Source organism: Pleomorphovibrio marinus, assembly GCF_003347495.1.
GTDB classification, from domain to species: domain Bacteria; phylum Bacteroidota; class Bacteroidia; order Cytophagales; family Cyclobacteriaceae; genus Pleomorphovibrio; species Pleomorphovibrio marinus.
In genome coordinates this window covers 192,095-213,256 of sequence record NZ_QCXY01000012.1, presented here as the reverse complement: position 1 = coordinate 213,256, position 21,162 = coordinate 192,095, and the positions used below count along the sequence as shown (strand labels likewise).

Genomic DNA, 21,162 nt, shown 5'->3' with positions numbered 1-21,162 from the left:
CTCAATAACCGATAAAATGGCTAGCAAAAAAAGTAGAAGAGAATTTGTAAAGAAAAGCGTGCTGGGAATGGTAATGGGATCGGCCTTGGCCACAGCACCTTCGATGGCCAAACCCAATTCAAAAAAAGAGGATCCATTTGATTTAGGGTTCGCAGGATATACATTCAGGCACTTTGACCTCAAGGAATCCCTTGAAATGATCAGCAAGCTGGAGGTGACCTACCTATGCATAAAAGACTTTCACCTTCCCCTTGAAAGCTCAGAGGCAGAAATAAAAGCTTTCCATGAACAGCTTGCAGCTTCCAACGTAAAGGGCTATGCAGTAGGGCCCATCTACATGAAAACCAGAAAAGAAATAGACGAGGGATTCGAGTATGCCAAAAGGGTGGGTGTGGACATGATCGTGGGTATTCCCATGCATGAAGATTTAAAGTACCTTGAAGGCAAGGTGAAGGAATATGATATGAAGTATGCCATTCACAACCACGGCCCTGAGGACAAGCTTTATCCCAATGCCAAGGTAGCAGTGGACTTAATAAAGGACTTGGATGCTAGAATAGGTCTTTGCTTTGACATGGGGCATAATATGAGGGATGGCCGGGACCCTGTGAAAGACCTGGAAACCTATATTGACAGGATCCACGATATTCACCTGAAGAATGTCACTGAGGCAAAGGACGAAGGTAAAACCTGTGAATTAGGCAGGGGGGTGATAGATATTCCGGCCTTCGTAGATATGTTGAGGAAAGTCAATTACGATGGAAAGTGTAGTCTTGAATACGAAAAAGACATGAAAACTCCCCTTCAAGGGATTTCGGAGTCAGTGGGGTATTTCCGTGGTGTACAGGACGCCAGGTAGCTCCATAAGTATCTTAGCATTTTATACAGAAAGCAGTTCATTTTTCCGAACTGCTTTTTTTTTGTTTTTTAATTATTGCATAAACTACAGAATTGAAATATTAAACAGCAGTTTATTTAATGTAAGATAAAAAAGTATGTAAGTTGTTGTTTTCGCAAAATTTTAATTTACTTTTTTACTTGAATCTTTCTTTTTTATTAAATAAATTTACTCTCAGTTTTGGTTTTTGAACTGAAGGGAAGAAGTGCTGAAGTTGAAAGTTTTTAATTTTTAATAACGTTAATAGTATGAAAAATCAAGCAAAATTAATTTGGGCCAACGTTTTTGCCTTAGTGAGTGTATTAGCCATATTGGCCATTGTTGAATTGTTGGAAATAGGTTTGACGACAGGCACAGAGGGTTTCTTAGCTAAATCCATTTTACTTATTGTGCCCCAGTTAGGTTTTGTCTATTACCTGCTAAGGAGCAAATCCACTTTTGGTAAAAAAGCATTGGCTTAACCAAAAAGGAAAAGAAGTTGATTACTAAGAATGAAGTGCGTTTTCTTTTGGAAACCTGCTTCATTCTTTTTTTTAGCCTTACTAAAGCAATGCTTTTTCAGTAGACTTAATTACCGTTTTTAAAAAATATTGAATAAGTACATGATTTATCTGAAAAAATTTATCATTACTTATCCAAGTTGTTTATCTTAGGGGTTGAACATAAACCTAAGTAAAATGAGTAATAAAAGACGCCTTTTCCTAAAACGGTTAGGATTAGCAGGTGCAGCTTCTGCCCTAGTTCCTACGGCCTTTGCTGAAGCTAATAAGCCAGCACCTTTTAATATTATCAGCAGGAATCAAACAACTGCGGCACAAAAGGAAATTAAACTAGCCTTGATCGGTGCAGGGATAATGGGTACGGAAGATCTCAATACTGCCTTGAGGCATACCAATGTAGAAGTGGTAGCAGTTTGCGACCTTTACGATGGTAGGTTGGAGAGCGCCAAGGAAAAATGGGGACAACACCTTTTCGTCACCAAGGACCATAAGGAAATCCTCAAGAGAGAAGATATTGATGCAGTTATCATTGGCACCCCGGACCACTGGCACCAACAGATCAGCATTGATGCATTGAATGCAGGCAAGCATGTTTATTGTGAAAAACCAATGGTCCACTCTGTAAAAGAAGGCCATGCGCTGATTGATGCTTGGAAGAAGTCCGGGAAGGTTTTCATTGTTGGAAGCCAAGGGATTTCCTCCCTAGGAAATGAGAAAGCCAAAGAGTTGCTGGCTCAAGGCGTGATTGGTGACATCAACTATGCGGAGGGGTTTTGGGCCAGGCATTCCCCGGAAGGTGCTTGGCAATATGCCATTCCAAGGGATGCTTCCGCAAACAATGTGGATTGGAAGAGATATATTTCCAATACCGAGGACCGGCCATTTGACCCGCTGCGGTTTTTCAGGTGGAGAAATTACCTTGATTATGGAACAGGTATGTCTGGAGACCTCTTTGTACACCTGTTTACAAGCTTACATTTTATTACGGAATCTCTGGGACCTGACAAAATCTCCGCAATGGGTGGCTTAAGGTATTGGGATGACGGCAGGGAAGTCCCTGATGTTTTACTTGGAATGTTTCAATATCCCGATTCGGAACAGCACCCTGGGTTCAATCTTTCCTTGCGCTGTAACTTCGTAGATGGTACCAGTGGATCCACCTACTTGAAGATTGTTGGTTCCAAAGGTTCCATGGATGTGAAATGGGATGAGGTAGTAGTAAAAACCAATCAGACTGCCGCCAGCAATGATCCTTTTTTGGAGGAACAAGCAAAGATGATACAAGGAGGAGAAGAGCAGCGCAAGAAATTGCTTCCCCCTCCCGAAACCGTTTACAAGGCAGAAAGGGGCTATAAAGGTGCCCATTATGACCACTTCGGAAACTTCTTCAAGGCCATCAGAGAAAATGGAACAGTAATTGAGGATCCAATTTTTGGTTTCAGGGCCGCTGCACCCGCATTGTTATGTAATGACAGTTACTTTGAAGACCGATTCCTTTCTTGGGACCCAGTGAATATGAAAGTGGTTTAACCTTATATAATTATGAAGCTACTTGTTAATTTGCCCAGGCTTTTCAGACTGTTTTTTCTTTCCCTTTTGGTTGCTGCCTGTGGGCAGGGAACCGACCAGAGTGACACGACTGAGGAAAAAATAGTCAAATCACCTACTTCTGACAATACCCTGACAGAAGATGAAAAGGAAGAAGGGTGGAAATTGCTTTTTGACGGAAAGACCGCTGAAGGATGGCGGGGATATAATCAAACCTCCTTACCAGAGAACTGGGTTGTGGAAAATGGTACACTCAAGTCACTCGGAGAAGGAGGAGATGTCGGTGGGGATATTGTATATGAGGGGGAAGAGTTTGAGAACTTTGAGATTGTCATTGACTGGAAAATAGAAGAAGGGGGCAATTCCGGAGTTTTTTACCATATTGTAGAAGGTGAGCAATATCCAGTAGCCTACCATACTGCCCCCGAATACCAGATGATAGACCAATTGGGTTTTCCCCAAAATCTTGAGCCATGGCAGTCGATTGGCGGGGATTATGGCATGTATGATCCCGATTTTGAAGGAGCTGTAAGGCCCGCAGGGGAGTGGAATACTACTAGGATAAGATTTTCGGAGGAGGAAGTTTCCTACTGGTTGAATGGTAAAAAAACGGTTAGCTTTGTACCTTGGTCAGAAGATTGGCAGGAGCGCAAGGGAGCCGGAAAATGGAAGGATTACCCTGACTATGGTGAATCCAGGTCGGGATTGATCGGCTTACAGGACCATGGAAGTCAAATTTGGTTTAAGAATATTAAAATTAGAAGAATATAAAATCGAGCCTGACGGGAGCGTCACGTAGAGTTATGAACAGCAGTTATGCGCGATTCCCCCGAAACATGTCCCCCGATCCCGATAGCTACGGGACGGGGAAGGCAGTGGCAGGCTTCCTGCCTTACTGGGGCAGGTGCGAGCAATTTAAAAACTAAACAAAAAATAATGAAAAAAAGAAATCAACTGGCCATTGCGGCCTTAGGGATAATCGCCGTATTGGGTTTTACCTTTTCGGATGAGATTGAACTTTTCAATGGAAAGGATTTATCGGGATGGATAGTCTATGGTACTGAAAAATGGTATGTTGAGGATGGCGTTTTGGTTTCAGAAAGTGGCCCAGATGCCGAATATGGTTATTTAGGAACTGAAGAAAACTACAAAGACTTTGAGCTAACTGCCAAATTCAAACAAGATAGGGACGGAAACAGCGGTATTTTCTTCCGTTCAAATTTTGAAGGTACTAAAGTATCGGGGTGGCAGGTAGAGGTGGCCCCTCCTGGTGATGATACTGGCGGGATTTATGAATCCTATGGAAGGGGATGGTTGATAAAGCCAGATCCGGAAAAGGATAAGCACCTCAAATTTGGCGAATGGAATGACATTAAAGTAAGAGTGAAGGGAGATCATGTCACCACATGGTTAAACGGAGTAGAAATGGTAGATTACAGTGATGAAAAAATAGGAGAGGGAGAAGGTCAAATAGCTTTACAGATCCACAGCGGTGGAGGATTGAAAATTTCATGGAAGGATATCAAACTTAAGAAGTTGTAAGCGTTTGGGGAGTAGCCAAATTACGGACTATACCTTATTATATACATAGCGGAAGCCCCAGAAATGGGGCTTTGCTGTATATGAATCTTCTATTAATGCCAAATACCTTAATCATTTTTTGTAATTTGCGCCTTCGTAAGTAGTTTGATATGCCAGATTTTGACTCGATAAGACCTTTTTATGACAGTGAGGTCAATTATGCCCTTCGGGAAATTGTGGACCATCCCATGATGGAGGCCATCATGGGTTTTACTTTTCCGGATGTTCCAGAAGAAAAATGGAAGGAACAACTATTAAGGACACATTCTATAAGGGATTTTCAGGTAAATTTCATCTATCATGCGGTTCAGAAGGTATTGGAAAAAAGCTCCCATGGAATTACTACCTCTGGTTTTGAGCATTTGAGTAAAAACACAGCCTACTTGTTTATCTCTAACCATAGGGATATTATATTGGACACCTCCTTTTTGAATACCATGCTCTACGAACATGGTTGTCTAATGACCACCTCGGCAATAGGTGACAACCTGGTTAAGAAGCCCTTTCTGAAATCATTGTCCAAACTAACCAGAAACTTCACCGTTTACAGAAACCTCACCTCTAGAGCAATGCTGGAAAGCTCAATGCTCAATTCCGCCTATATTAAGAAATCTATTTTAAACGAAAACCGCTCGGTTTGGATTGCCCAGAGGGAAGGTAGGACGAAGGACGGTAACGATATGACCCAAAGAGGAGTCTTGAAAATGGTGTCCTTGGCATGCGATAATGGGGATTATAAAAATTACTTTAAGCAACTGAAGATTGTACCGGTAGCCATTTCTTACGAGAATGATCCCACCGATGTGTTGAAAATGCCTGAGCTTATGGCCAAATCAAGGGCAGAGATATACGTAAAGGAGAAAAACGAGGACTTTAAAACCTTACTTAGTGGGATCATGGGGCAAAAGAAACGTATCCACCTGGCCTTGGGTAAACCCTTACAGGAGGAAGTTGACGAAATTTTTGGACAGGATGGAGGATTGAAGAGGCACCTGCAGTTGTTGGGAGAAGAAATAGACAGAGCCATCCTTTCCAATTACAAATTGTGGCCTGCAAACTATGTGGCTATGGATTTGATGTCAGGAAATGAAGAGTTTTCAAATCACTATTCCCCTGCGGACAAGGAAGAATTTATAAGGCGACTTGAAGGTGGGGTGGATAAAGAAGACCCTATCGCAGTGAGGAATTTCTTGGCCATGTATGCCAACCCTGTTGCCAACAAACAAAAATTGATTTCTGTAAAGTGATTTTTGGAAGAGATAAAAACGAGGACACCAGGTCAGAGGATCGAATAATTCCTTCTGACCAGGTGCCATTTACGTAATTTGGTGGGTAGTGCTGAACTTAGGTGGACATGGCCCCGTTTACCTGCACTACTTGCCCGGAGATATAAGTACTCATGTCGGAACCCAAAAAGACACAGGCATCAGCTACCTCTTCTGGTTTGCCCCCTCTTTTCATAGGAATACCATCTCTCCAGCCTTGAACTGTTTTCTCGTCCAGAACAGCAGTCATTTCGGTCTCTATAAAACCAGGAGCAACGGCATTGCAGCGGATATTTCTTGAGCCTAACTCCAGGGCAACCGATTTTGTGAAACCAATTATTCCGGCCTTTGATGCGGCGTAATTTGCTTGTCCTGCATTGCCTTTTACTCCTACTACTGAGGTGATATTGATGATGGAGCCGGATTTAGCTTTCATCATAGTTCTGGTAGCAGCCTTTACGGTATTAAAACAGGATTTTAGATTGATGTTGATCACTTCATCCCAATGCTCTTCCGACATTCTCATTAAAAGGTTATCCCGGGTCACACCTGCATTATTTATAAGGATGTCCAAGGTCCCAAACTCGCCTATGACGCTGTTGATAAGTTCCTCTGCGGCTTTGAAATCGGAAGCGTCCGACCTATACCCTTTGGCTTTTATGCCGAGCTCACTTAATTCCTTTTCTAATGCTTCCCCTTTTTCTACATTCGAGAGGTATGTAAATGCCACATTGGCTCCTTCCTGAGCATATTTGATGGCGATTGCTCTTCCTATCCCCTTGGATGCGCCAGTGACTAGCGCAGTTTTTCCTGATAATAATCCCATGTTTCTTTTAGGTTGGTTTTTATTTTGGGATCAAAATTAAGGATTTATTGGGAATATGAGGAGGAATGAAGAAGAGAGTTCCTAGGAGTCTGGAAATGGAGAAAATCTGAAAGAAACAGGTTGCGTTATGCTTTACTTTTAATTGCTGAGAAAGGGTCATTTGATTTTTATCTTTTATGGATTTTTTAAGTTTCAAGCTTTTTACTCAATTTTAATTAAGGTGCGAAATATTTGAACCAGTGGAAACATAAAAAAATTATTACCCTATTTAAAAAGATTTCAATTCTCACATGTTTCCGAATTTTTCAATTATGTTTTCTTCTTTTGCTTTCTTCCTGTTCTGAATTTCAATTCATTCGGCATAACTTCGGAAGTTAATTTTTTTTCTGTGGTCAAAAAGCTTATTTTTGCATAGCTAATCTGAAATAACAAACTTTATACATATGTCTTCAACAAAATTTGATGTGATCGTGGTAGGTAGCGGTCCCGGTGGCTACGTTGCAGCTATCAGAGCTTCCCAACTAGGATTAAAAACAGCCATTGTAGAAGCCGAGGAGCTTGGCGGTATTTGTTTGAACTGGGGGTGTATACCCACAAAGGCTCTTATCAAAAGTGCTCAGGTGTTTGAATATATCAGCCATGCCGAGGATTATGGCATTAAGGTAGGAAAATCCGAAGTAGATTTTTCCGGAATGATAGGCAGAAGCCGGGAAGTTGCCAATGGGATGAGTAAGGGTATCCAATTTTTAATGAAAAAGAATAAGATTGAGTCTCTCTTGGGTTGGGGGAAGGTTCAGCCCGGCAAAAAAGTGGAGGTTGAAGACAAAGAGGGTAAAAAAACCACCTACAGTGCCGATCACATCATCATAGCTACCGGAGGGCGAGCAAAAGAGTTGCCCAATCTGAAAATTGACAACGAAAAAGTTGTAGGCTACAGAAAAGCCATGACCTTGGATAAAAAACCCGCCAAAATGGTAGTGGTGGGATCTGGAGCCATAGGGGTGGAATTTGCTTATGTATATAGTGCCATAGGAGTGGATGTCACTATTGTGGAGTTTCTGGACAGGATTGTCCCCAATGAAGATGAGGAAGTTTCCAAAACCCTGGAAAAGCTTTATAAAAAGAAAGGCCTTAAGATTATGACCAGTACCGAGGTCACCAACGTGGACACCAAGGGTAAAGGATGCAAGGTGACGGTGAAATCAAAAGATGGCAAAGAGGAAAAGATTGATTGTGACATCGTGCTTTCGGCAGTGGGTGTCGTAGCCAATGTGGAAAATTGCGGATTGGAGGATGTAGGCATTCTTGTCGATAAGGGCAAGGTTAAGGTAGATGAGTTTTATAAGACAAATATGCCAGGATATTATGCGATTGGAGATGTGACTACAGGCCCAGCCTTGGCTCACGTGGCTTCTGCGGAGGGCATCATTTGTGTGGAGAAAATCGCAGGACATAATCCTGAACCCCTGGACTATAACAACATACCTGGATGTACCTATTGTATTCCGGAGATTTCTTCTGTAGGATATACGGAAGCTAAGGCCAAAGAGGCTGGATACGAGTTAAAAGTGGGGAAATTCCCGTTTTCTGCATCCGGAAAGGCTTCGGCGGCAGGTGCTAAAGATGGCTTTGTCAAATTAATTTTTGATGCAAAATACGGGGAGTTGCTAGGAGCACACATGATCGGTTATAATGTCACAGAATTGATTGCTGAAATAGTGGCAATTAGGAAGTTAGAAACCACCGGACATGAGTTGATAAAAACGGTTCATCCGCACCCTACGATGTCGGAGGCAATTATGGAGGCCGCCGCAGCAGCCTACGATGAGGTGATACATTTGTAATTGTCAAAAAGTATATATAAATTTCGAGCACATACAATGTTTTTTGTATGTGCTTTTTTTTTACCCTAACCAATCCATTGGAAGAACAATCACTCATAACAGGGCTTCGGGCCAGGGATAAGCAAACCGTGGAATATGTCTATGACCATTATTCCAGGGCTTTATTCGCTGTTATCAGTAGAATTATTTCTGATAAGGATATTGCAGAGGAGGTTTTTCACGATGCGTTTGTTAAAATAACCCGAAAAATTGATTCCTATGATGAGTCCAAGGGTAGGCTTTATACCTGGATGGCCAATATTTGTAGGAATACAGCTATAGATAAGACTAGGTCGAAGGAATTTTCAGAAAACAGAAAAACTAACTCCATAGACGATTACGTATATGGTATGGAAAGCCAATCAGGGACCTCTGAAAAGGTGGATGGAATCGGCGTGAAGGAATTGGTGGAGCACCTAAATGAGGAACAAAAATTCATAGTAGACTGTATCTACTTCCAAGGCTATACCCACACCGAGGTTTCAGAAAAATTTGGTATTCCACTGGGAACAGTGAAATCGAGAATCCGTGCGGCCATAAATGTCTTAAAAAGAAAAGCAGATAAAATTTAGTGGATATCCAAGCCTACATATCGTCCGGTAAACTTGAACTCTTCGTATTGGGAGAGCTCACTGAAAGAGAGCGGGAGGAAGTTGTTTCCATGGCGAAACAACATCCCGAAATTCAGGAGGAGCTAGACCAAATCGAGGAGGCCATGTTTAATTTTGACAATAGGGCAACCCAGGCGCCATCTGCTGGTCTAAAGACTAAAATTATGGCTGACTTAGAGGGTGAGCTATCTGTAAAGAAAACATCCTCTAAGAAAATGATCCCCCCTGCAGCAGAGACCAACACCAAAACTGTGAAAGTAGGGCCGTGGAAACGCTTTGCAGCAGCTGCTGCTGTGGTTGCCGTCATCTCCAGTATTCTAGCAGTGTTTTTTGCTATTCAATATTACGATGCTGAAGAAAGGTTTACGACACTAGTAGAGCAAAATGCCATCTTAGCAGAGGATCTTCAGAGTAATCAGGTTAGGCTAGAAAGTCTGGACACCCAAATGGACAAACTCCTTAGTGGGAATTTTGAAAGGGTGTTTATGAAAGGGGAAGGATTGCCTATGCAGGAAGATGCCCGGGTAGATGTTTTCTGGGATAGAACCTCTCGAGAGGTGTTGTTGTCAGTGGACAATTTGGCCGTTTTGGACGAGGAGCGGGATTACCAGCTTTGGGCGATAGGTCCTGAAGGACCTATAGGCATAGGACTTGTGGACCCAGGCGAAAGACTCACCTTGCAACAGATGCAGGCAATAGCTGAAGCGGATGCCTTTGCGATTACCATTGAGCCCAAAGGAGGGAGCCAGGCTCCAAATTTGGAACAATTAGTGGTTCTTGGAGAAGTTTAGCCCCTCGTTTATTTAAAAGGAGTTAACCCGGGTCTTTATGGTTTCGGGTTTTTTTGTTTTATCTTTCGGTTTCAGCGCACATTTCAGATCCTTATATATGGAGCTCCAACTTTCCACTCCTGCCCTGTTGTTTTCCGCTATTACCTTAATGATGTTGGCTTATACCAATAGGTTTCTCGCCACAGCCAGTCTCATCAGGGGGCTTCATAAAAAGTACCTTGAGAACCCAGATGAGCAACTCATAGTAGGGCAAATTCAGAATCTCAAAAGCAGGTTGAGTATGATTAAGTACATGCAACTTTTTGGGGTGTTGAGTTTTTTGTTTTGTGTGGTTTGTATGTACCTCATTTTTATTGAGGCAGGGGAGGCAGCCGATTATGTGTTTATTGGAAGCATGCTATCCTTATTGATTTCCCTGGTAATTTCCTTTGTAGAAATTATGGTTTCTACCCAAGCCTTAAAATTGGAAATCCAAGATATGGAAAAGCATTTTCCCTCCGGATCAGGGAAGTTGGACTTCTTGTTTAAAAAGGATAAGCCCGATGAATAAATTTGTTTCCGCTTTTTGGGTGTTCCTATTTATTGCCTGTTCTTCCTGTGACGATAAAAGGACGGAAGTAGATCAACTTGATCTTCATCGGATTTCTTTGAAAAGCACAGAGGAAGCTAAGAAGTTTTTTTCTTGGTCAGCCGATAGAGTTCCTATGGTTTCTGCGCACAGAGGTGGGCCTTATCCGGGTTATCCTGAAAATTCCATAGAGGCATTTGAGCATGTATTGGAACACACCCACGCAATCATTGAATTCGACGTGGCTATCACCAAAGACTCGGTATTGATATTGATGCACGACAATACCCTGGATAGAACTACCACAGGAAGTGGGGAGGTGAGAGACTATACCTTCAAGGAAATACAGGAACTTTATTTGGTTGACAGGGAAGGAGATCGAACGGAGTTTAGGGTTCCCACATTTGAGGATGCCTTGGAGTGGGGGAGGGGAAAGACGGTATTCACCGTGGACATCAAAAGGGAGGTCCCTTTCGAAAAGGTAGTGGAGGCAATTCAAAAATACCATGCGCACTCCTATGCTGCAGTAATCACCTACAATGTGGCTGCCGCCAAGAAAGTACATCAATTAGACCCCGATTTGATGTTATCCCTGACTATAAGGAACGAAGAGGAGTTGAGGATGCACGAGGATTCCGGTATTCCGGTGGAAAACTGGATCGCTTTTACAGGAACTTCTGAAAGGCCTGAGGCTTTTAACCGGCTTCTTCATGGTAAAGGGGTGTTCACCATTCTAGGGGTTATCGGTAACTTAGACAGAAGAGCGGAAGCTAGGGGAGATGCCACCTACCTCCCCTATATAAAAAGGGGGGCAGATATATTGGCCACTGACAGGCCAATTGAAGCAGCCAAGGCTTTGATTGAGCTAATACCGGAAAATTCGAAAATGAAGAGTTTTTTCGATTAAAATCCGCCATACGCAATGTGAGCTTAATCCAAGGGAATGTTTTACTTTCGTAGCATAAATGATCTTTTCATTCTGCTGCCTAAGTTGGAAAACAGGGTTTTCGGGTGAGGAGAATAAAACTAAAAGGGATGACAATTGATTTGCGCTCAGATACGGTCACAAAACCAACCAAGGAAATGCTCGAGGCCATGTACACCGCAGCGGTAGGGGACGATGTGTTTGGTGAGGATCCTACGGTAAATGAACTGGAGCGGAAGGTGGCCACACTATTTGGCAAAGAGGCGGCCTTGTTCTGTCCGTCAGGGACTATGACCAACCAAATCGGCATTACACTTAATGCTGGCCCGCAAAAGGAAGTCATTTGCCATAAGGATTCGCATATTTATCTATATGAAGCAGGAGGGATTATGTCCAATGCCCATGCATCCGTCAAACTTTTGGAAGGGGCATATGGAAAGATTTCGGCTGAGACCATTGCCGAGCACATCAGTCCCGATGATGTACATGCCTGTGAAACTACCCTTTTGGCACTTGAGAATACCATGAACAAGGGTGGGGGAAGTATTTATACTTTGGAAGAGGTACATCCCATAAAGGAACTTTGTAGTAGTCAGGGTATAAAAATGCATTTGGATGGTGCAAGGTTATTTAACGCATTGGCAGTGACGGGTGACCGACCTTCGGATTGGGGGGAGATGTTCGACACCCTTTCCGTTTGCATGAGCAAAGGGCTGGGTTGCCCGGTAGGTTCGCTGCTTTTGGGAAGTAAGAAGGATATCAAGCGAGCCAGGAGAATTCGCAAATCACTCGGGGGCGGAATGAGGCAGGCAGGTTTTCTTGCTGCTGCGGCTATTTACGCACTGGACCATCACGTGCAGCGCCTGGAAGAAGACCATGCAAGAGCAAGGGCAATTGGAGAACTTTTGGACGTGCATCCATCAGTAGAGGAAGTTCTTCCGGTGCAAACTAATATCGTGATAGCCAAACTTAGCGTCATTCCTGAAGAAATGTTGGGTAAATTGGCAGAGATGGGTATAAAGGCTGTCAAGTTTGGTAAAGACCAGATCCGGTTTGTGACACACTTGGATTTCACCGACCATATGCTTGAAGAGTTAAGAAGCAGGCTACAAAACTTAAGTTGATACGAACACTACGCTGTTCAGTCTTGAATTTCCGTGACCATCTTCAATAATGATACCGGCACTGGAGAATGATGATCGCATCCTTTTCTATGCGGTAGACCAATCGATGTTCTAGGTCAATTCTGCGAGACCACCAACCGCAAAGGTCATGTTTGAGGGGTTCCGGTTTACCAGTCCCTGCCAATGGAGTTCTCGTTGCCTCAATAATGAGCTGATTGTATCCCACCGATAACAAGGTCTAGCTAACCACCCAAAAAAAAGCGGCCCCTTTGCGGCCGCTTTAATGGTGTAACATTTATCTGCTATTAAGGATAATCTGGGTTTTGAGGAACCAGATTAGGGTTGTTTTGCATTTCAGGCAGAGGAAAAGGCATTAGCAAATGCATGTTTCGCAACGGCTGATTGGAGCTCAGGTTGACATGTCCTACAAAATTTTCAAAACCATTTGTAAGCTCATTATACACTTTTCTGAGCCGAATCATATCAAACCAGGTAATTTGCTCATAGCATAACTCATGCCACCGCTCTCGCCACACGGCCTCACGGAAAGAGTCTGTGGTGAACTCACCCAATGCAGGGGTAGTGAGGGTGGCTCTATCGCGGATACGCTTTAAGCCTTCATGCGCCAGTGCATTTGGGCCTCCCACCTCATTCTGCGCTTCCGCATACATCAACAAGACTTCCGCAAAACGGATCAAGGGAACATTTAGGTTGTTGGCCCTGTTTCCGGGAACACCAAATGTGCCAAGTGCTGCCCGGTTAAAGTGTTTGAAGATGTAGGGAGCACCCAGGTCGAAAGGTTCTCCGCTGCCATTGGTGTAATAGCTGGTATAGAAAAACCCTTCTTGGTTGACTGTTCGTCTGTCTCCTTGCTCATAGGAATTGTAAAATTCAATAGTTGGCACTGTACTACCAGTTCCTGATGGTCCCTGAAAAGTCACAGGCTTAAAGTTTGGAAACATATTGTTCATGGGATTGCCGGCAACGATCACGTTATATTGGATCATAAAAAGGTGTTCCAACCGATTTCCGCTATTTTCATTGTGCAGGTCGCCATAATTGGGGTATAAGTTTATCAATCCTGGATTAGCATTGGCGTATTCAATGACTTCAAGTGACTTGTTGGCTGCCAGTTGATAGTATTGGTTTCCCTTATTCAGTGGATAGCCTGCCATGGTCAGATAGACTTTCGCTAATTGCGATTTAGCTGCTGCCAGGGATATTCTTCCACTCGGGTCCATCCAAGGCAATCCGGCTGCCTCTGCCGCCAACAAGTCCTCCACAATCAAATTATAAACTTCCTCTTGTGGTGAAGGTGAGGGTTTAAAGTCTTCTGAGCTGGCCGTTTGAGGTGCGGTAATAAGTGGCACATTTCCCCAGAGCCTTACGGCATAGAAGTATGCCCATGCACGTAAGAACCGAGCCTCTCCAATTATTTTTTTCTTTTGGTTTTCATCCATTGGAGAAATTGCCGGAACTCTATCTACCACCATATTTGCCTGGGCAATGACTTTATAAAGCCCGTTCCACCAGTTTATCACATGTTGGGTGCGCCCGTCATAAATTAGTCCGTAGAGGTTGTTCAGGTCGGAATTTTGTGCCGTTTCTGTCGTGGAGGTACCTGTGGGGGCCTCCAGCAATTGCCACGTAGAAGAGAAAATCCCTCCGTCACCTCCATAAAACCTCATATCTGCATAAACCGCGGCAAGTGCTGCCTCTGCATGGTCAGGTATGGTATAGAATGATCCAGGAGTGAGGTTTGATGGATCTTCCTCTTTAAGAAAATCGGTACAGCTGACAATGCTGCTGAGGACTATTCCTATCACTAAACAGGAAATGCTTTTATATTTATTTATGGTATTCATGATTACAATGTTTTAGGTTAAATCCTTTAAAAATTACAGGGTCACCTGAAGCCCTAACATATAGGTGGTGGGCTTTGGGTAGGCGTGCCAGTTCATTCCTTGGGAAAAAACGTTGTTTCCATCTCCTCCCCTTATGGGTGCCACCTCCGGATCACCTATAATGTCCTTTCCTGTGATCAGGAAGAAATTTTGCGCGGTGGAATAAATCCTCAATCTATTCAATTTGATTCTGTTGGCCACTTCTGCGGGAAAGGTGTATCCGATTAGCAGGTTTCGTCCCCTCAAAAATGAACCATCTTTCACCCAATGGGAATCCACATTGGTCACATAGCCGGCACGGGTATCCCTGATTTCCGCAATCATGGTGTTTTGGTTGGTTGGAGTCCAAGCGTTTAGCACCGTGCGGTAGCTATTGGCCAAGGCTTGCCTGTCTTCACTGGGGTGCAGGTTCATGTCCAATATGTCATTGCCATACATGTATTGGAATTCCAGGGTAAAGTCCCAGTTTCTGAAGCGGACACTGTTGTTCATTGCCCCCCACAAGTTGGGATTACCGTTTCCTATGATCATCCGGTCGGAATCATTGATCGCTTTGTCGCCATTTACATCCAAGTATTTGATGTCACCAGGCAGGATGGTGAGGCCGTTTCTATAGCTAACATACTCTGCCGCTTCATCCCTTTCGGCTTCACTCCAGGTGCCCAGTCTCACCAGGCCCCAAAATGACCCTACAGGCTCCCCTACACGGATGATGTTGGTTTGGTTGGTGAAATTAGGGCCTCCTACACCGAAGATATCGGCTGGCGTTGCCAGTGAAAGTACTTTGTTCCGGTTTGCAGAGAGGTTAAAGGAGGTGTTCCAGGTGAAATCGGCCTTCTCGATGTTCACGGTATTCAGCGTAAATTCGATTCCTTGGTTCTGCATGGAACCCACGTTGCTTCGAATGGTGGCATACCCACTCGTTCTAGGGACTGGGGAGTCAAGCAGCATATCGGTGGTTTTACGATAATAATAGTCGAATTCGACAGTTATCCTGTTCATGAATAGCCCTAACTCCAAGCCTATATCACTTTGTGCTGTTTTCTCCCATCTTAAGTCAGGGTTGGCCAACCTGTTGATTCCAGTCCCCCCTACTTGGGATTCGTTGTATATGGCAGAGTAGTTGGAACTCAACAATGCCAATGCGGAATAGGGAGGGATCTCGGAGTTTCCGGTAAGTCCATGGCTTGCTCTAAGTTTTAAATTTGAAATGATGGAGTGGTTTTTCAAAAAACCCTCTTCAGAGAGCCTCCATGCTACTGCCGTAGATGGGAAGTAGGCAAACTTGTTGTTTTCACCAAACTTTGAAGAACCATCCGCCCTCCCGGTGGCGGTGAATAGGTATTTACCGTCCAGGTTGTAATTGATCCTTGCGAAATAAGAACTCAAGGCATGTCTAGATGCTCCTGAACCTACTCTGGGCAATTGAGAACCGGCACCTAAATTGTCAAAAGTGAAGAAATCTGTGGCGAAGTTCTGGATGCTTGCATTCATGGTTGTTAATGTGTTTTCTTGCCATGAAATACCAAGCAGTCCGGTGAAGGAATGCCTTTCCGCAAACACCTTATTGTAGGTAAGGTAATTCTCCAGCGACCAGAAACTGTCCCGTCTCATGCTCTTGGAGGCTGTCCCGTTTTGGGCAATGGACAGCGTACGTGTACTGGATTGGCTGTTCTCCTGTGTCATAATGTTGACCCCCAATACAGTGCGCATTTCTAGACCTTCTGCAAACTTGATATTGGAATAGGCACTCCCTAGAGTAGTCTGGGTGTTCAGCACATATCTCCTACCATAGAGTCTATGCATGGAACTCATGGTGCCTTCAGCAAACGGGTAGTCCCGGTTATTGGCAAAGGTTCCGTCCTCGTACCTTACAGGCATGAAAGGAAAGTCCTCCACAATCTGTCTAGGAACAGCGTCAGAAACGTCTACCAAATTTTCCTCCTGATTGTTATAACTGATGGTGCCACCAATGGTCAACCAGCTTTTCACTTGGTCATCAATCGTGAACCGGGAGGAATACCGGGTCAGGTAGGAGGTTTTCAAAAGTCCTTGGTCATCCCTGTATCCCAATGAGAGGGAATAGGCCGTACGATCATTTCCACCCGTGAAACCAAGTTGATGGTTTTGCGATATTTTATTCTGGGTGGTCTCTTTGAACCAGTCTGTGTCAAACTTAGGGTTTCCGTTTGCATCGAAAATTCGCGGGTCGGTTCTGCGCAGCACAGGGTTCAGATAGGCCCACCTTCCTGCGGCCCAACCTTCCGGGTCATATTTTTCCATGTTTCGCCAAGCAAGTTCTTCCACTTCTAAATATTCTCTTGCATTCAATACTTCAGGGCGATTGGGGCCTATGGTATTCACACTGAAATCTGCATTGTAAGTGACTGTACCTTCCCCGGCTTTTCCCTTTTTGGTGGTCACTAGTATGACACCGTTTGCTCCCCTGGAACCATAAATGGCAGTGGAAGAGGCATCTTTCAGTACCTCTACTGAAACGATGTCGTTGGGGTTGATGTAATCAATCGGGTTGCTGGCTTGATCCATGGTTCCCATAGGCAGCATCACGCCGTCTACCACATAAAGTGGGTTGTTTGAGGAGTTGATAGAGCTGAAGCCGCGAATCCTTACGTTGGTTCTTCCACCGGGTCTGCCTGAGTTTGTGTTGACCTGCACACCTGCTACCCTTCCTGCCAAGGCTTGGTTAAGGGAAGGGGCAGGTCTCTCACTTAGCTCCTGAGCACCTACCGATCCTACAGAGCCAGTAAGGTCAGATTTACGCTGAGTACCATAGCCAATCACCACTACCTCTTCTAAGGCGGAGTCATCTTGCTGCATCTTGATGATTAGCATGGATTGGTTGGTAATTCGAATGATCTGAGACTGATAACCGATAAATGAAACAACCAAATTTGAATTTTCAGGAACAACAATAGAAAAGTCACCGTCTATGTCGGAAATCGTTCCACGGGTGGTCCCCTGAATGGAAATGGTTGCCCCAGGCAGGGGCAAATTGTTTTCATCAGTGACTTTTCCTCTTACGGACACATCATAAACCACATTGGCCAGCTTTCCACTTTTCAGGTTGGATGAAACGGCTTGCACATCATTTACCAGGCTTCCGAGCAAACATCCGGATACCAGGAGACATACTCCCCAGTTTTTTGGGGGCATTTTTAGAAATTTAAACATTGGAAGTAAAGTTTGTATCAACAGCCTTCTGACATGCTGGCTAGGCTAGGTTCCGAAAAAATTGATAATGAAGCTAAAAAATATCACCGGAACTAACTAATCAGTTATTTAGGACACTTGTTGATTGGTTTTTTAAAATACGTGAAATTGTAGATTGTTCGAATTCCGAAATAACTAACTGGTGCTTGCTGCTTTCATAAGAAATAGATTATAATGTTGAAAACTGAAAACATGATTGCAAACCAAAGCGTGAAATGGCCTAGTATTAAAACTATATTTTATAAATACTGATAATAGTAGAACATATGGCTTTAATTACAGTAAATTTAGAATAATATTTATCAGGTTGTCAAGTTTCTTAAATAAATTTTTTGTTAAGAAATCTGGAAGATCTTTAGGTGAATCCAAGAGGGAAAAAACTTGGAAAATCCATTGCCAGAAGAGGCAAAGTTCAACAATAAAAAAGAATTGATTATAGCTTGGAATTTCATTCCAGCCCTACCCATATTTATTGTAATTTTGTAGCATGAACACGACACCTCTGGCAGAACGCATGCGGCCTACCCGTTTGGAAGACCTGATTGGCCAGGAGCACCTAAGCGCACCTTCTGCCTTTCTTTTTAAAGCCATAAAGTCCGGCAATGTGCCCTCCATGTTCCTTTGGGGACCTCCCGGAGTGGGCAAGACCACCATTGCCAATATCATTGCCAATGAAATCAAGGTTCCGTTTTACACCCTAAGCGCCATCAGCTCAGGGGTGAAGGATATTCGTGAGGTAATTGAGAAGGCCAAATTTCAAAGAGGAGTGGTGCTCTTTATTGATGAGATACATCGGTTTAACAAGTCCCAGCAAGATGCCCTGCTAGGTGCGGTGGAGAAGGGGGTCATTCGTCTTATAGGAGCGACTACAGAAAACCCCTCATTTGAAGTAAATGCTGCTTTGCTTTCCAGGTGTCAGGTGTTTACGCTAAACTCACTGGGAAGGCATGAACTGGAAGCGATGCTGCATCAGGCAATGGAAAAGGACGGGGAGTTGCAAACCAAAAATATTGAACTCAAAGAGACAGAGGCGTTACTTCGGCTTTCTGGAGGGGATGGCAGAAAGCTACTAAATCTCTTTGAAATAGTGATCGACAGTATAAACGAGAACGTTTGCGAAATCACCAATGCATTGGTGACGGAAATAGCCCAACGAAAAGTGGCCTTGTACGATAAGTCGGGGGAACAGCATTATGATATAATATCTGCCTTTATAAAGTCCATACGTGGATCTGACCCAAATGCAGCGGTATATTGGTTGGCCAGGATGATAGAAGGGGGCGAAGACGTGAAATTTATCGCCCGTCGTTTGCTAATCCTGGCCTCGGAAGACATCGGAAACGCAAACCCTAATGCCCTTTTGTTGGCCACCAATTGTTTTGAAGCGGTAAAGGTAATAGGGTATCCAGAATCCAGGATCATACTTTCCCAATGCGTGACTTATTTGGCCAGTTCCCCAAAGAGTAACGCCTCGTATAAGGCCATTAACCAGGCCCAGGCTTTGGTAAAGGAAACGGGGGATCTTTCTGTGCCTTTGCACCTTCGAAATGCCCCCACCAAGCTGATGAAGGACTTGAATTACGGGAAAGCTTATAAATACGCGCATGATTTTGAAAACAACTTTATAGAGCAAGAATTCATGCCAGACGAACTAAAGAACAGGCAGCTATACGATCCTGGTCAAAATCCCAGAGAAAACGAACTGAGGAGGTTTTTACTCCAAAGATGGAAGAAAAAATACGGTTACTAAAACAACTGATTACTAATGCCAAAAGGAACACATGATGCCATAGAGGATCCCAGAAATGAAAACATCCTTATTTCTGTAAACGGTGAGCTTTTCCCTCGCAAAGAAGCCAAAATATCGGTTTACGACAGTGGCTACCTGGTAGGGGACGGCGTATGGGAGGGCTTCCGGGTTCACCAGGGCTGCCTGTTGTTTGTGAATGAGCACTTAGACAGGCTTTGGCAATCGGCCAAGGTGATTGGAATGCATTTGCCATTGAGCAGGCAGGAAATCATAAAGGAAGTAAAGCACACACTGGAAGCCAACCAAATGAAGGACCATATCCATGTAAGGCTCATGATAACCAGGGGCATAAAAAAGACCCCTTCTCAAGATCCTCGTCTTACAGTGAGTGGGCCAAATATGGTAATCATAGCAGAACATAAAATAGCCTCTGAGGACACCAAAGAACGAGGCATTACACTTTTTACCAGTACTATACGAAGAGGATCTCCGGACTACCTTGACCCCAGATTAAATTGCCACAGCAAATTGCACGAAGTCCAAGCCCTGATACAGGCCATAGAGGCCGGGGCAGATGAGGCCCTGATGTTGGATATCAACGGATTCGTATCCACCTGCAACGCAACTAATTTTTTCATGGTAAAAAATGGAGAGGTATGGACGTCTACAGGAAAATATTGCATGAATGGAATTACCAGGTCCCATGTCATATCCTGTTGTAAGCGACTAGGGATTCCCTGCAAGCAGAAAGACTTTTCTTTATTCGAAGTTTACGGGGCGGAGGAAGCTTTTGTGACGGGTACCTTTGGAGGAATCACCAAAGTGACCAAAGTAGATGGAAAATCCATAGGCAATGATAAGCATTCACCAATCATTGAAAGACTACAGGTGGCTTATGAAGAAATGATTCAGGAGGAAATCAAAATAAATCTAAAAAATGGATAATAAAGGAGTAGATGAGGTGAAAAGAATTTTTCTATGGTCATGTCCAAGAAACATTTCCACAGCCTTAATGTATAGTTTCGCCCAAAGAAGTGACACGGCAGTGGTAGACGAACCTTTATATGGTCATTACCTGCATCAAACCAGTGCAAAGACCTACCATCCGGGTGCTGATGAAATTTTGAACTCCATGGAAACAGACGGCAGAAAAGTACTTCAATCCATGTTGGAAAGGGAGGATAAACCCGTTATTTTCTATAAAAACATGACCCATCATTTAGAAGGGTTGCCTTTGGAATTTCTGGACAAGGGGTATAATTTACTACTTACCCGAGATCCAAAGGAAATGATCACCTCCTTTACCAAAATAATTCCCAATCCCAGCCTAAAGGACACTGGTTACGAAGACCAGGTATATTTGTATAGACATTGCAGACGGTTAGGAATTCCAGTGAAGGTGGTGGACACTCAGGAAATATTGCTCAATCCGGAAAAACGGCTGAGAGAGATATGCGATTTTTTGAAAATCCCTTTTGAAAAAGCCATGCTGAGTTGGAAACCTGGATCCATACCAGAAGATGGGGTTTGGGCAAAATACTGGTATAAAAACGTGCATCAGTCCCGAGGTTTTCAACCCTACAAGGCAAAGAAGGAGGAAGTCCCTTCAGGTCTTAGCGATTTGTTTGCTATTTGTGAAAGGCATTACAAAGAATTGACTTCGTAGCCACCCTTCTTGCCTGAGGGCAGCGGAAAGGAGAAAAAATGCATCCCTCCAATTTGATCTGGATTCGTTTACTTTGAGGGTGAGCATTCCG

At 43.7% G+C, this 21,162-nt stretch carries 19 protein-coding genes; 15 read left to right on the top strand and 4 right to left on the bottom strand.

Annotated features, from left to right (window positions below):
- Positions 1-16: 16 nt before the first annotated feature.
- The 6 genes from DB520_RS23540 (at position 17) to DB520_RS23515 (ending at position 5,774) form a co-directional block, all read left to right on the top strand.
- Entirely contained in the window at positions 17-859 is an 843-nt protein-coding gene (locus tag DB520_RS23540) for a sugar phosphate isomerase/epimerase family protein (protein WP_114752227.1), read from the top strand.
- A 287-nt stretch (positions 860-1,146) separates the two neighbouring features.
- Entirely contained in the window at positions 1,147-1,359 is a 213-nt protein-coding gene (locus DB520_RS23535; RefSeq protein WP_114752226.1) for a hypothetical protein, read from the top strand.
- A gap of 216 nt (positions 1,360-1,575) precedes the next feature.
- A complete protein-coding gene (locus DB520_RS23530; protein ID WP_114752249.1) occupies positions 1,576-2,928 on the top strand; it encodes a Gfo/Idh/MocA family protein in 1,353 nt (450 codons plus the stop codon).
- A 12-nt stretch (positions 2,929-2,940) separates the two neighbouring features.
- A complete protein-coding gene (locus tag DB520_RS23525) occupies positions 2,941-3,717 on the top strand; it encodes a 3-keto-disaccharide hydrolase (RefSeq protein ID WP_114752225.1) in 777 nt (258 codons plus the stop codon).
- A 165-nt stretch (positions 3,718-3,882) separates the two neighbouring features.
- Positions 3,883-4,488, top strand: coding sequence for a 3-keto-disaccharide hydrolase (locus tag DB520_RS23520; RefSeq protein WP_198675436.1), 606 nt, complete (start codon positions 3,883-3,885; stop codon positions 4,486-4,488).
- Positions 4,489-4,637: 149 nt separating this feature from the next.
- Positions 4,638-5,774: a 1-acyl-sn-glycerol-3-phosphate acyltransferase gene (locus tag DB520_RS23515; RefSeq protein ID WP_114752224.1), complete on the top strand. Its 1,137-nt coding sequence runs from the start codon at positions 4,638-4,640 to the stop codon at positions 5,772-5,774.
- A gap of 97 nt (positions 5,775-5,871) precedes the next feature.
- On the opposite strand, the gene fabG is transcribed toward DB520_RS23515, so the two are convergent.
- A complete protein-coding gene (gene fabG / locus DB520_RS23510; protein WP_114752223.1) occupies positions 5,872-6,618 on the bottom strand; it encodes a 3-oxoacyl-[acyl-carrier-protein] reductase in 747 nt (248 codons plus the stop codon).
- A 443-nt stretch (positions 6,619-7,061) separates the two neighbouring features.
- Between fabG and lpdA the strand changes: the two genes are divergently transcribed.
- The 6 genes from lpdA (at position 7,062) to DB520_RS23480 (ending at position 12,520) form a co-directional block, all read left to right on the top strand.
- Positions 7,062-8,462, top strand: coding sequence for a dihydrolipoyl dehydrogenase (lpdA, locus tag DB520_RS23505; protein WP_114752222.1), 1,401 nt, complete (start codon positions 7,062-7,064; stop codon positions 8,460-8,462).
- Positions 8,463-8,539: 77 nt separating this feature from the next.
- Positions 8,540-9,073: an RNA polymerase sigma factor gene (locus DB520_RS23500; RefSeq protein ID WP_114752247.1), complete on the top strand. Its 534-nt coding sequence runs from the start codon at positions 8,540-8,542 to the stop codon at positions 9,071-9,073.
- On the top strand, positions 9,073-9,903 hold the full coding sequence (locus DB520_RS23495; RefSeq protein ID WP_114752221.1) for an anti-sigma factor: 831 nt from the start codon (positions 9,073-9,075) through the stop codon (positions 9,901-9,903). Before DB520_RS23500 ends, DB520_RS23495 begins: the two co-directional genes overlap by 1 nt.
- Before the next feature lie 97 nt (positions 9,904-10,000).
- Positions 10,001-10,453 carry a DUF2721 domain-containing protein gene (locus tag DB520_RS23490; RefSeq protein WP_114752220.1) on the top strand — a complete coding sequence of 151 codons (453 nt, stop codon included), beginning with the start codon at positions 10,001-10,003 and terminating at the stop codon, positions 10,451-10,453.
- Positions 10,446-11,378 (top strand): glycerophosphodiester phosphodiesterase family protein, encoded by a 933-nt coding sequence (locus DB520_RS23485; protein ID WP_114752219.1) that lies wholly within the window; start codon positions 10,446-10,448, stop codon positions 11,376-11,378. Before DB520_RS23490 ends, DB520_RS23485 begins: the two co-directional genes overlap by 8 nt.
- 128 nt (positions 11,379-11,506) lie before the next feature.
- Positions 11,507-12,520, top strand: a complete 1,014-nt coding sequence (locus DB520_RS23480; RefSeq protein ID WP_114752218.1) for a threonine aldolase family protein — start codon at positions 11,507-11,509, stop codon at positions 12,518-12,520.
- Between the two features lie 43 nt (positions 12,521-12,563).
- On the opposite strand, the gene DB520_RS23475 is transcribed toward DB520_RS23480, so the two are convergent.
- From DB520_RS23475 to DB520_RS23465, 3 genes are all read right to left on the bottom strand, one after another.
- The gene (locus DB520_RS23475) at positions 12,564-12,746 is read right to left on the bottom strand and encodes a Txe/YoeB family addiction module toxin (protein ID WP_317047784.1); all 183 of its coding nucleotides are present in this window, start codon (positions 12,744-12,746) and stop codon (positions 12,564-12,566) included.
- Between the two features lie 79 nt (positions 12,747-12,825).
- A complete protein-coding gene (locus DB520_RS23470; RefSeq protein ID WP_114752216.1) occupies positions 12,826-14,385 on the bottom strand; it encodes a RagB/SusD family nutrient uptake outer membrane protein in 1,560 nt (519 codons plus the stop codon).
- A 33-nt stretch (positions 14,386-14,418) separates the two neighbouring features.
- Entirely contained in the window at positions 14,419-17,616 is a 3,198-nt protein-coding gene (locus DB520_RS23465; protein WP_232835125.1) for a SusC/RagA family TonB-linked outer membrane protein, read from the bottom strand.
- Between the two features lie 526 nt (positions 17,617-18,142).
- Between DB520_RS23465 and DB520_RS23460 the strand changes: the two genes are divergently transcribed.
- From DB520_RS23460 to DB520_RS23450, 3 genes are read left to right on the top strand one after another with little or no spacing between them, the layout of a single operon-like run.
- Positions 18,143-19,405 (top strand): replication-associated recombination protein A, encoded by a 1,263-nt coding sequence (locus DB520_RS23460; RefSeq protein ID WP_114752215.1) that lies wholly within the window; start codon positions 18,143-18,145, stop codon positions 19,403-19,405.
- A 15-nt stretch (positions 19,406-19,420) separates the two neighbouring features.
- The gene (locus DB520_RS23455) at positions 19,421-20,350 is read left to right on the top strand and encodes an aminotransferase class IV (RefSeq protein ID WP_114752214.1); all 930 of its coding nucleotides are present in this window, start codon (positions 19,421-19,423) and stop codon (positions 20,348-20,350) included.
- On the top strand, positions 20,343-21,071 hold the full coding sequence (locus DB520_RS23450; protein ID WP_198675435.1) for a sulfotransferase-like domain-containing protein: 729 nt from the start codon (positions 20,343-20,345) through the stop codon (positions 21,069-21,071). The genes DB520_RS23455 and DB520_RS23450 overlap by 8 nt, the downstream gene beginning before the upstream one ends.
- Positions 21,072-21,162: the final 91 nt, after the last annotated feature.

Coding starts and splice junctions, on each gene's coding strand:
- DB520_RS23540 (WP_114752227.1), top strand. CDS start 17: ATGGCTAGCAAAAAAAGTAGAAGAGAATTTGTAAAGAAAAGCGTGCTG.
- DB520_RS23535 (WP_114752226.1), top strand. CDS start 1,147: ATGAAAAATCAAGCAAAATTAATTTGGGCCAACGTTTTTGCCTTAGTG.
- DB520_RS23530 (WP_114752249.1), top strand. CDS start 1,576: ATGAGTAATAAAAGACGCCTTTTCCTAAAACGGTTAGGATTAGCAGGT.
- DB520_RS23525 (WP_114752225.1), top strand. CDS start 2,941: ATGAAGCTACTTGTTAATTTGCCCAGGCTTTTCAGACTGTTTTTTCTT.
- DB520_RS23520 (WP_198675436.1), top strand. CDS start 3,883: ATGAAAAAAAGAAATCAACTGGCCATTGCGGCCTTAGGGATAATCGCC.
- DB520_RS23515 (WP_114752224.1), top strand. CDS start 4,638: ATGCCAGATTTTGACTCGATAAGACCTTTTTATGACAGTGAGGTCAAT.
- fabG (WP_114752223.1), bottom strand. CDS start 6,618: ATGGGATTATTATCAGGAAAAACTGCGCTAGTCACTGGCGCATCCAAG.
- lpdA (WP_114752222.1), top strand. CDS start 7,062: ATGTCTTCAACAAAATTTGATGTGATCGTGGTAGGTAGCGGTCCCGGT.
- DB520_RS23490 (WP_114752220.1), top strand. CDS start 10,001: ATGGAGCTCCAACTTTCCACTCCTGCCCTGTTGTTTTCCGCTATTACC.
- DB520_RS23485 (WP_114752219.1), top strand. CDS start 10,446: ATGAATAAATTTGTTTCCGCTTTTTGGGTGTTCCTATTTATTGCCTGT.
- DB520_RS23480 (WP_114752218.1), top strand. CDS start 11,507: ATGACAATTGATTTGCGCTCAGATACGGTCACAAAACCAACCAAGGAA.
- DB520_RS23470 (WP_114752216.1), bottom strand. CDS start 14,385: ATGAATACCATAAATAAATATAAAAGCATTTCCTGTTTAGTGATAGGA.
- DB520_RS23465 (WP_232835125.1), bottom strand. CDS start 17,616: ATGTTTAAATTTCTAAAAATGCCCCCAAAAAACTGGGGAGTATGTCTC.
- DB520_RS23460 (WP_114752215.1), top strand. CDS start 18,143: ATGAACACGACACCTCTGGCAGAACGCATGCGGCCTACCCGTTTGGAA.
- DB520_RS23455 (WP_114752214.1), top strand. CDS start 19,421: ATGCCAAAAGGAACACATGATGCCATAGAGGATCCCAGAAATGAAAAC.
- DB520_RS23450 (WP_198675435.1), top strand. CDS start 20,343: ATGGATAATAAAGGAGTAGATGAGGTGAAAAGAATTTTTCTATGGTCA.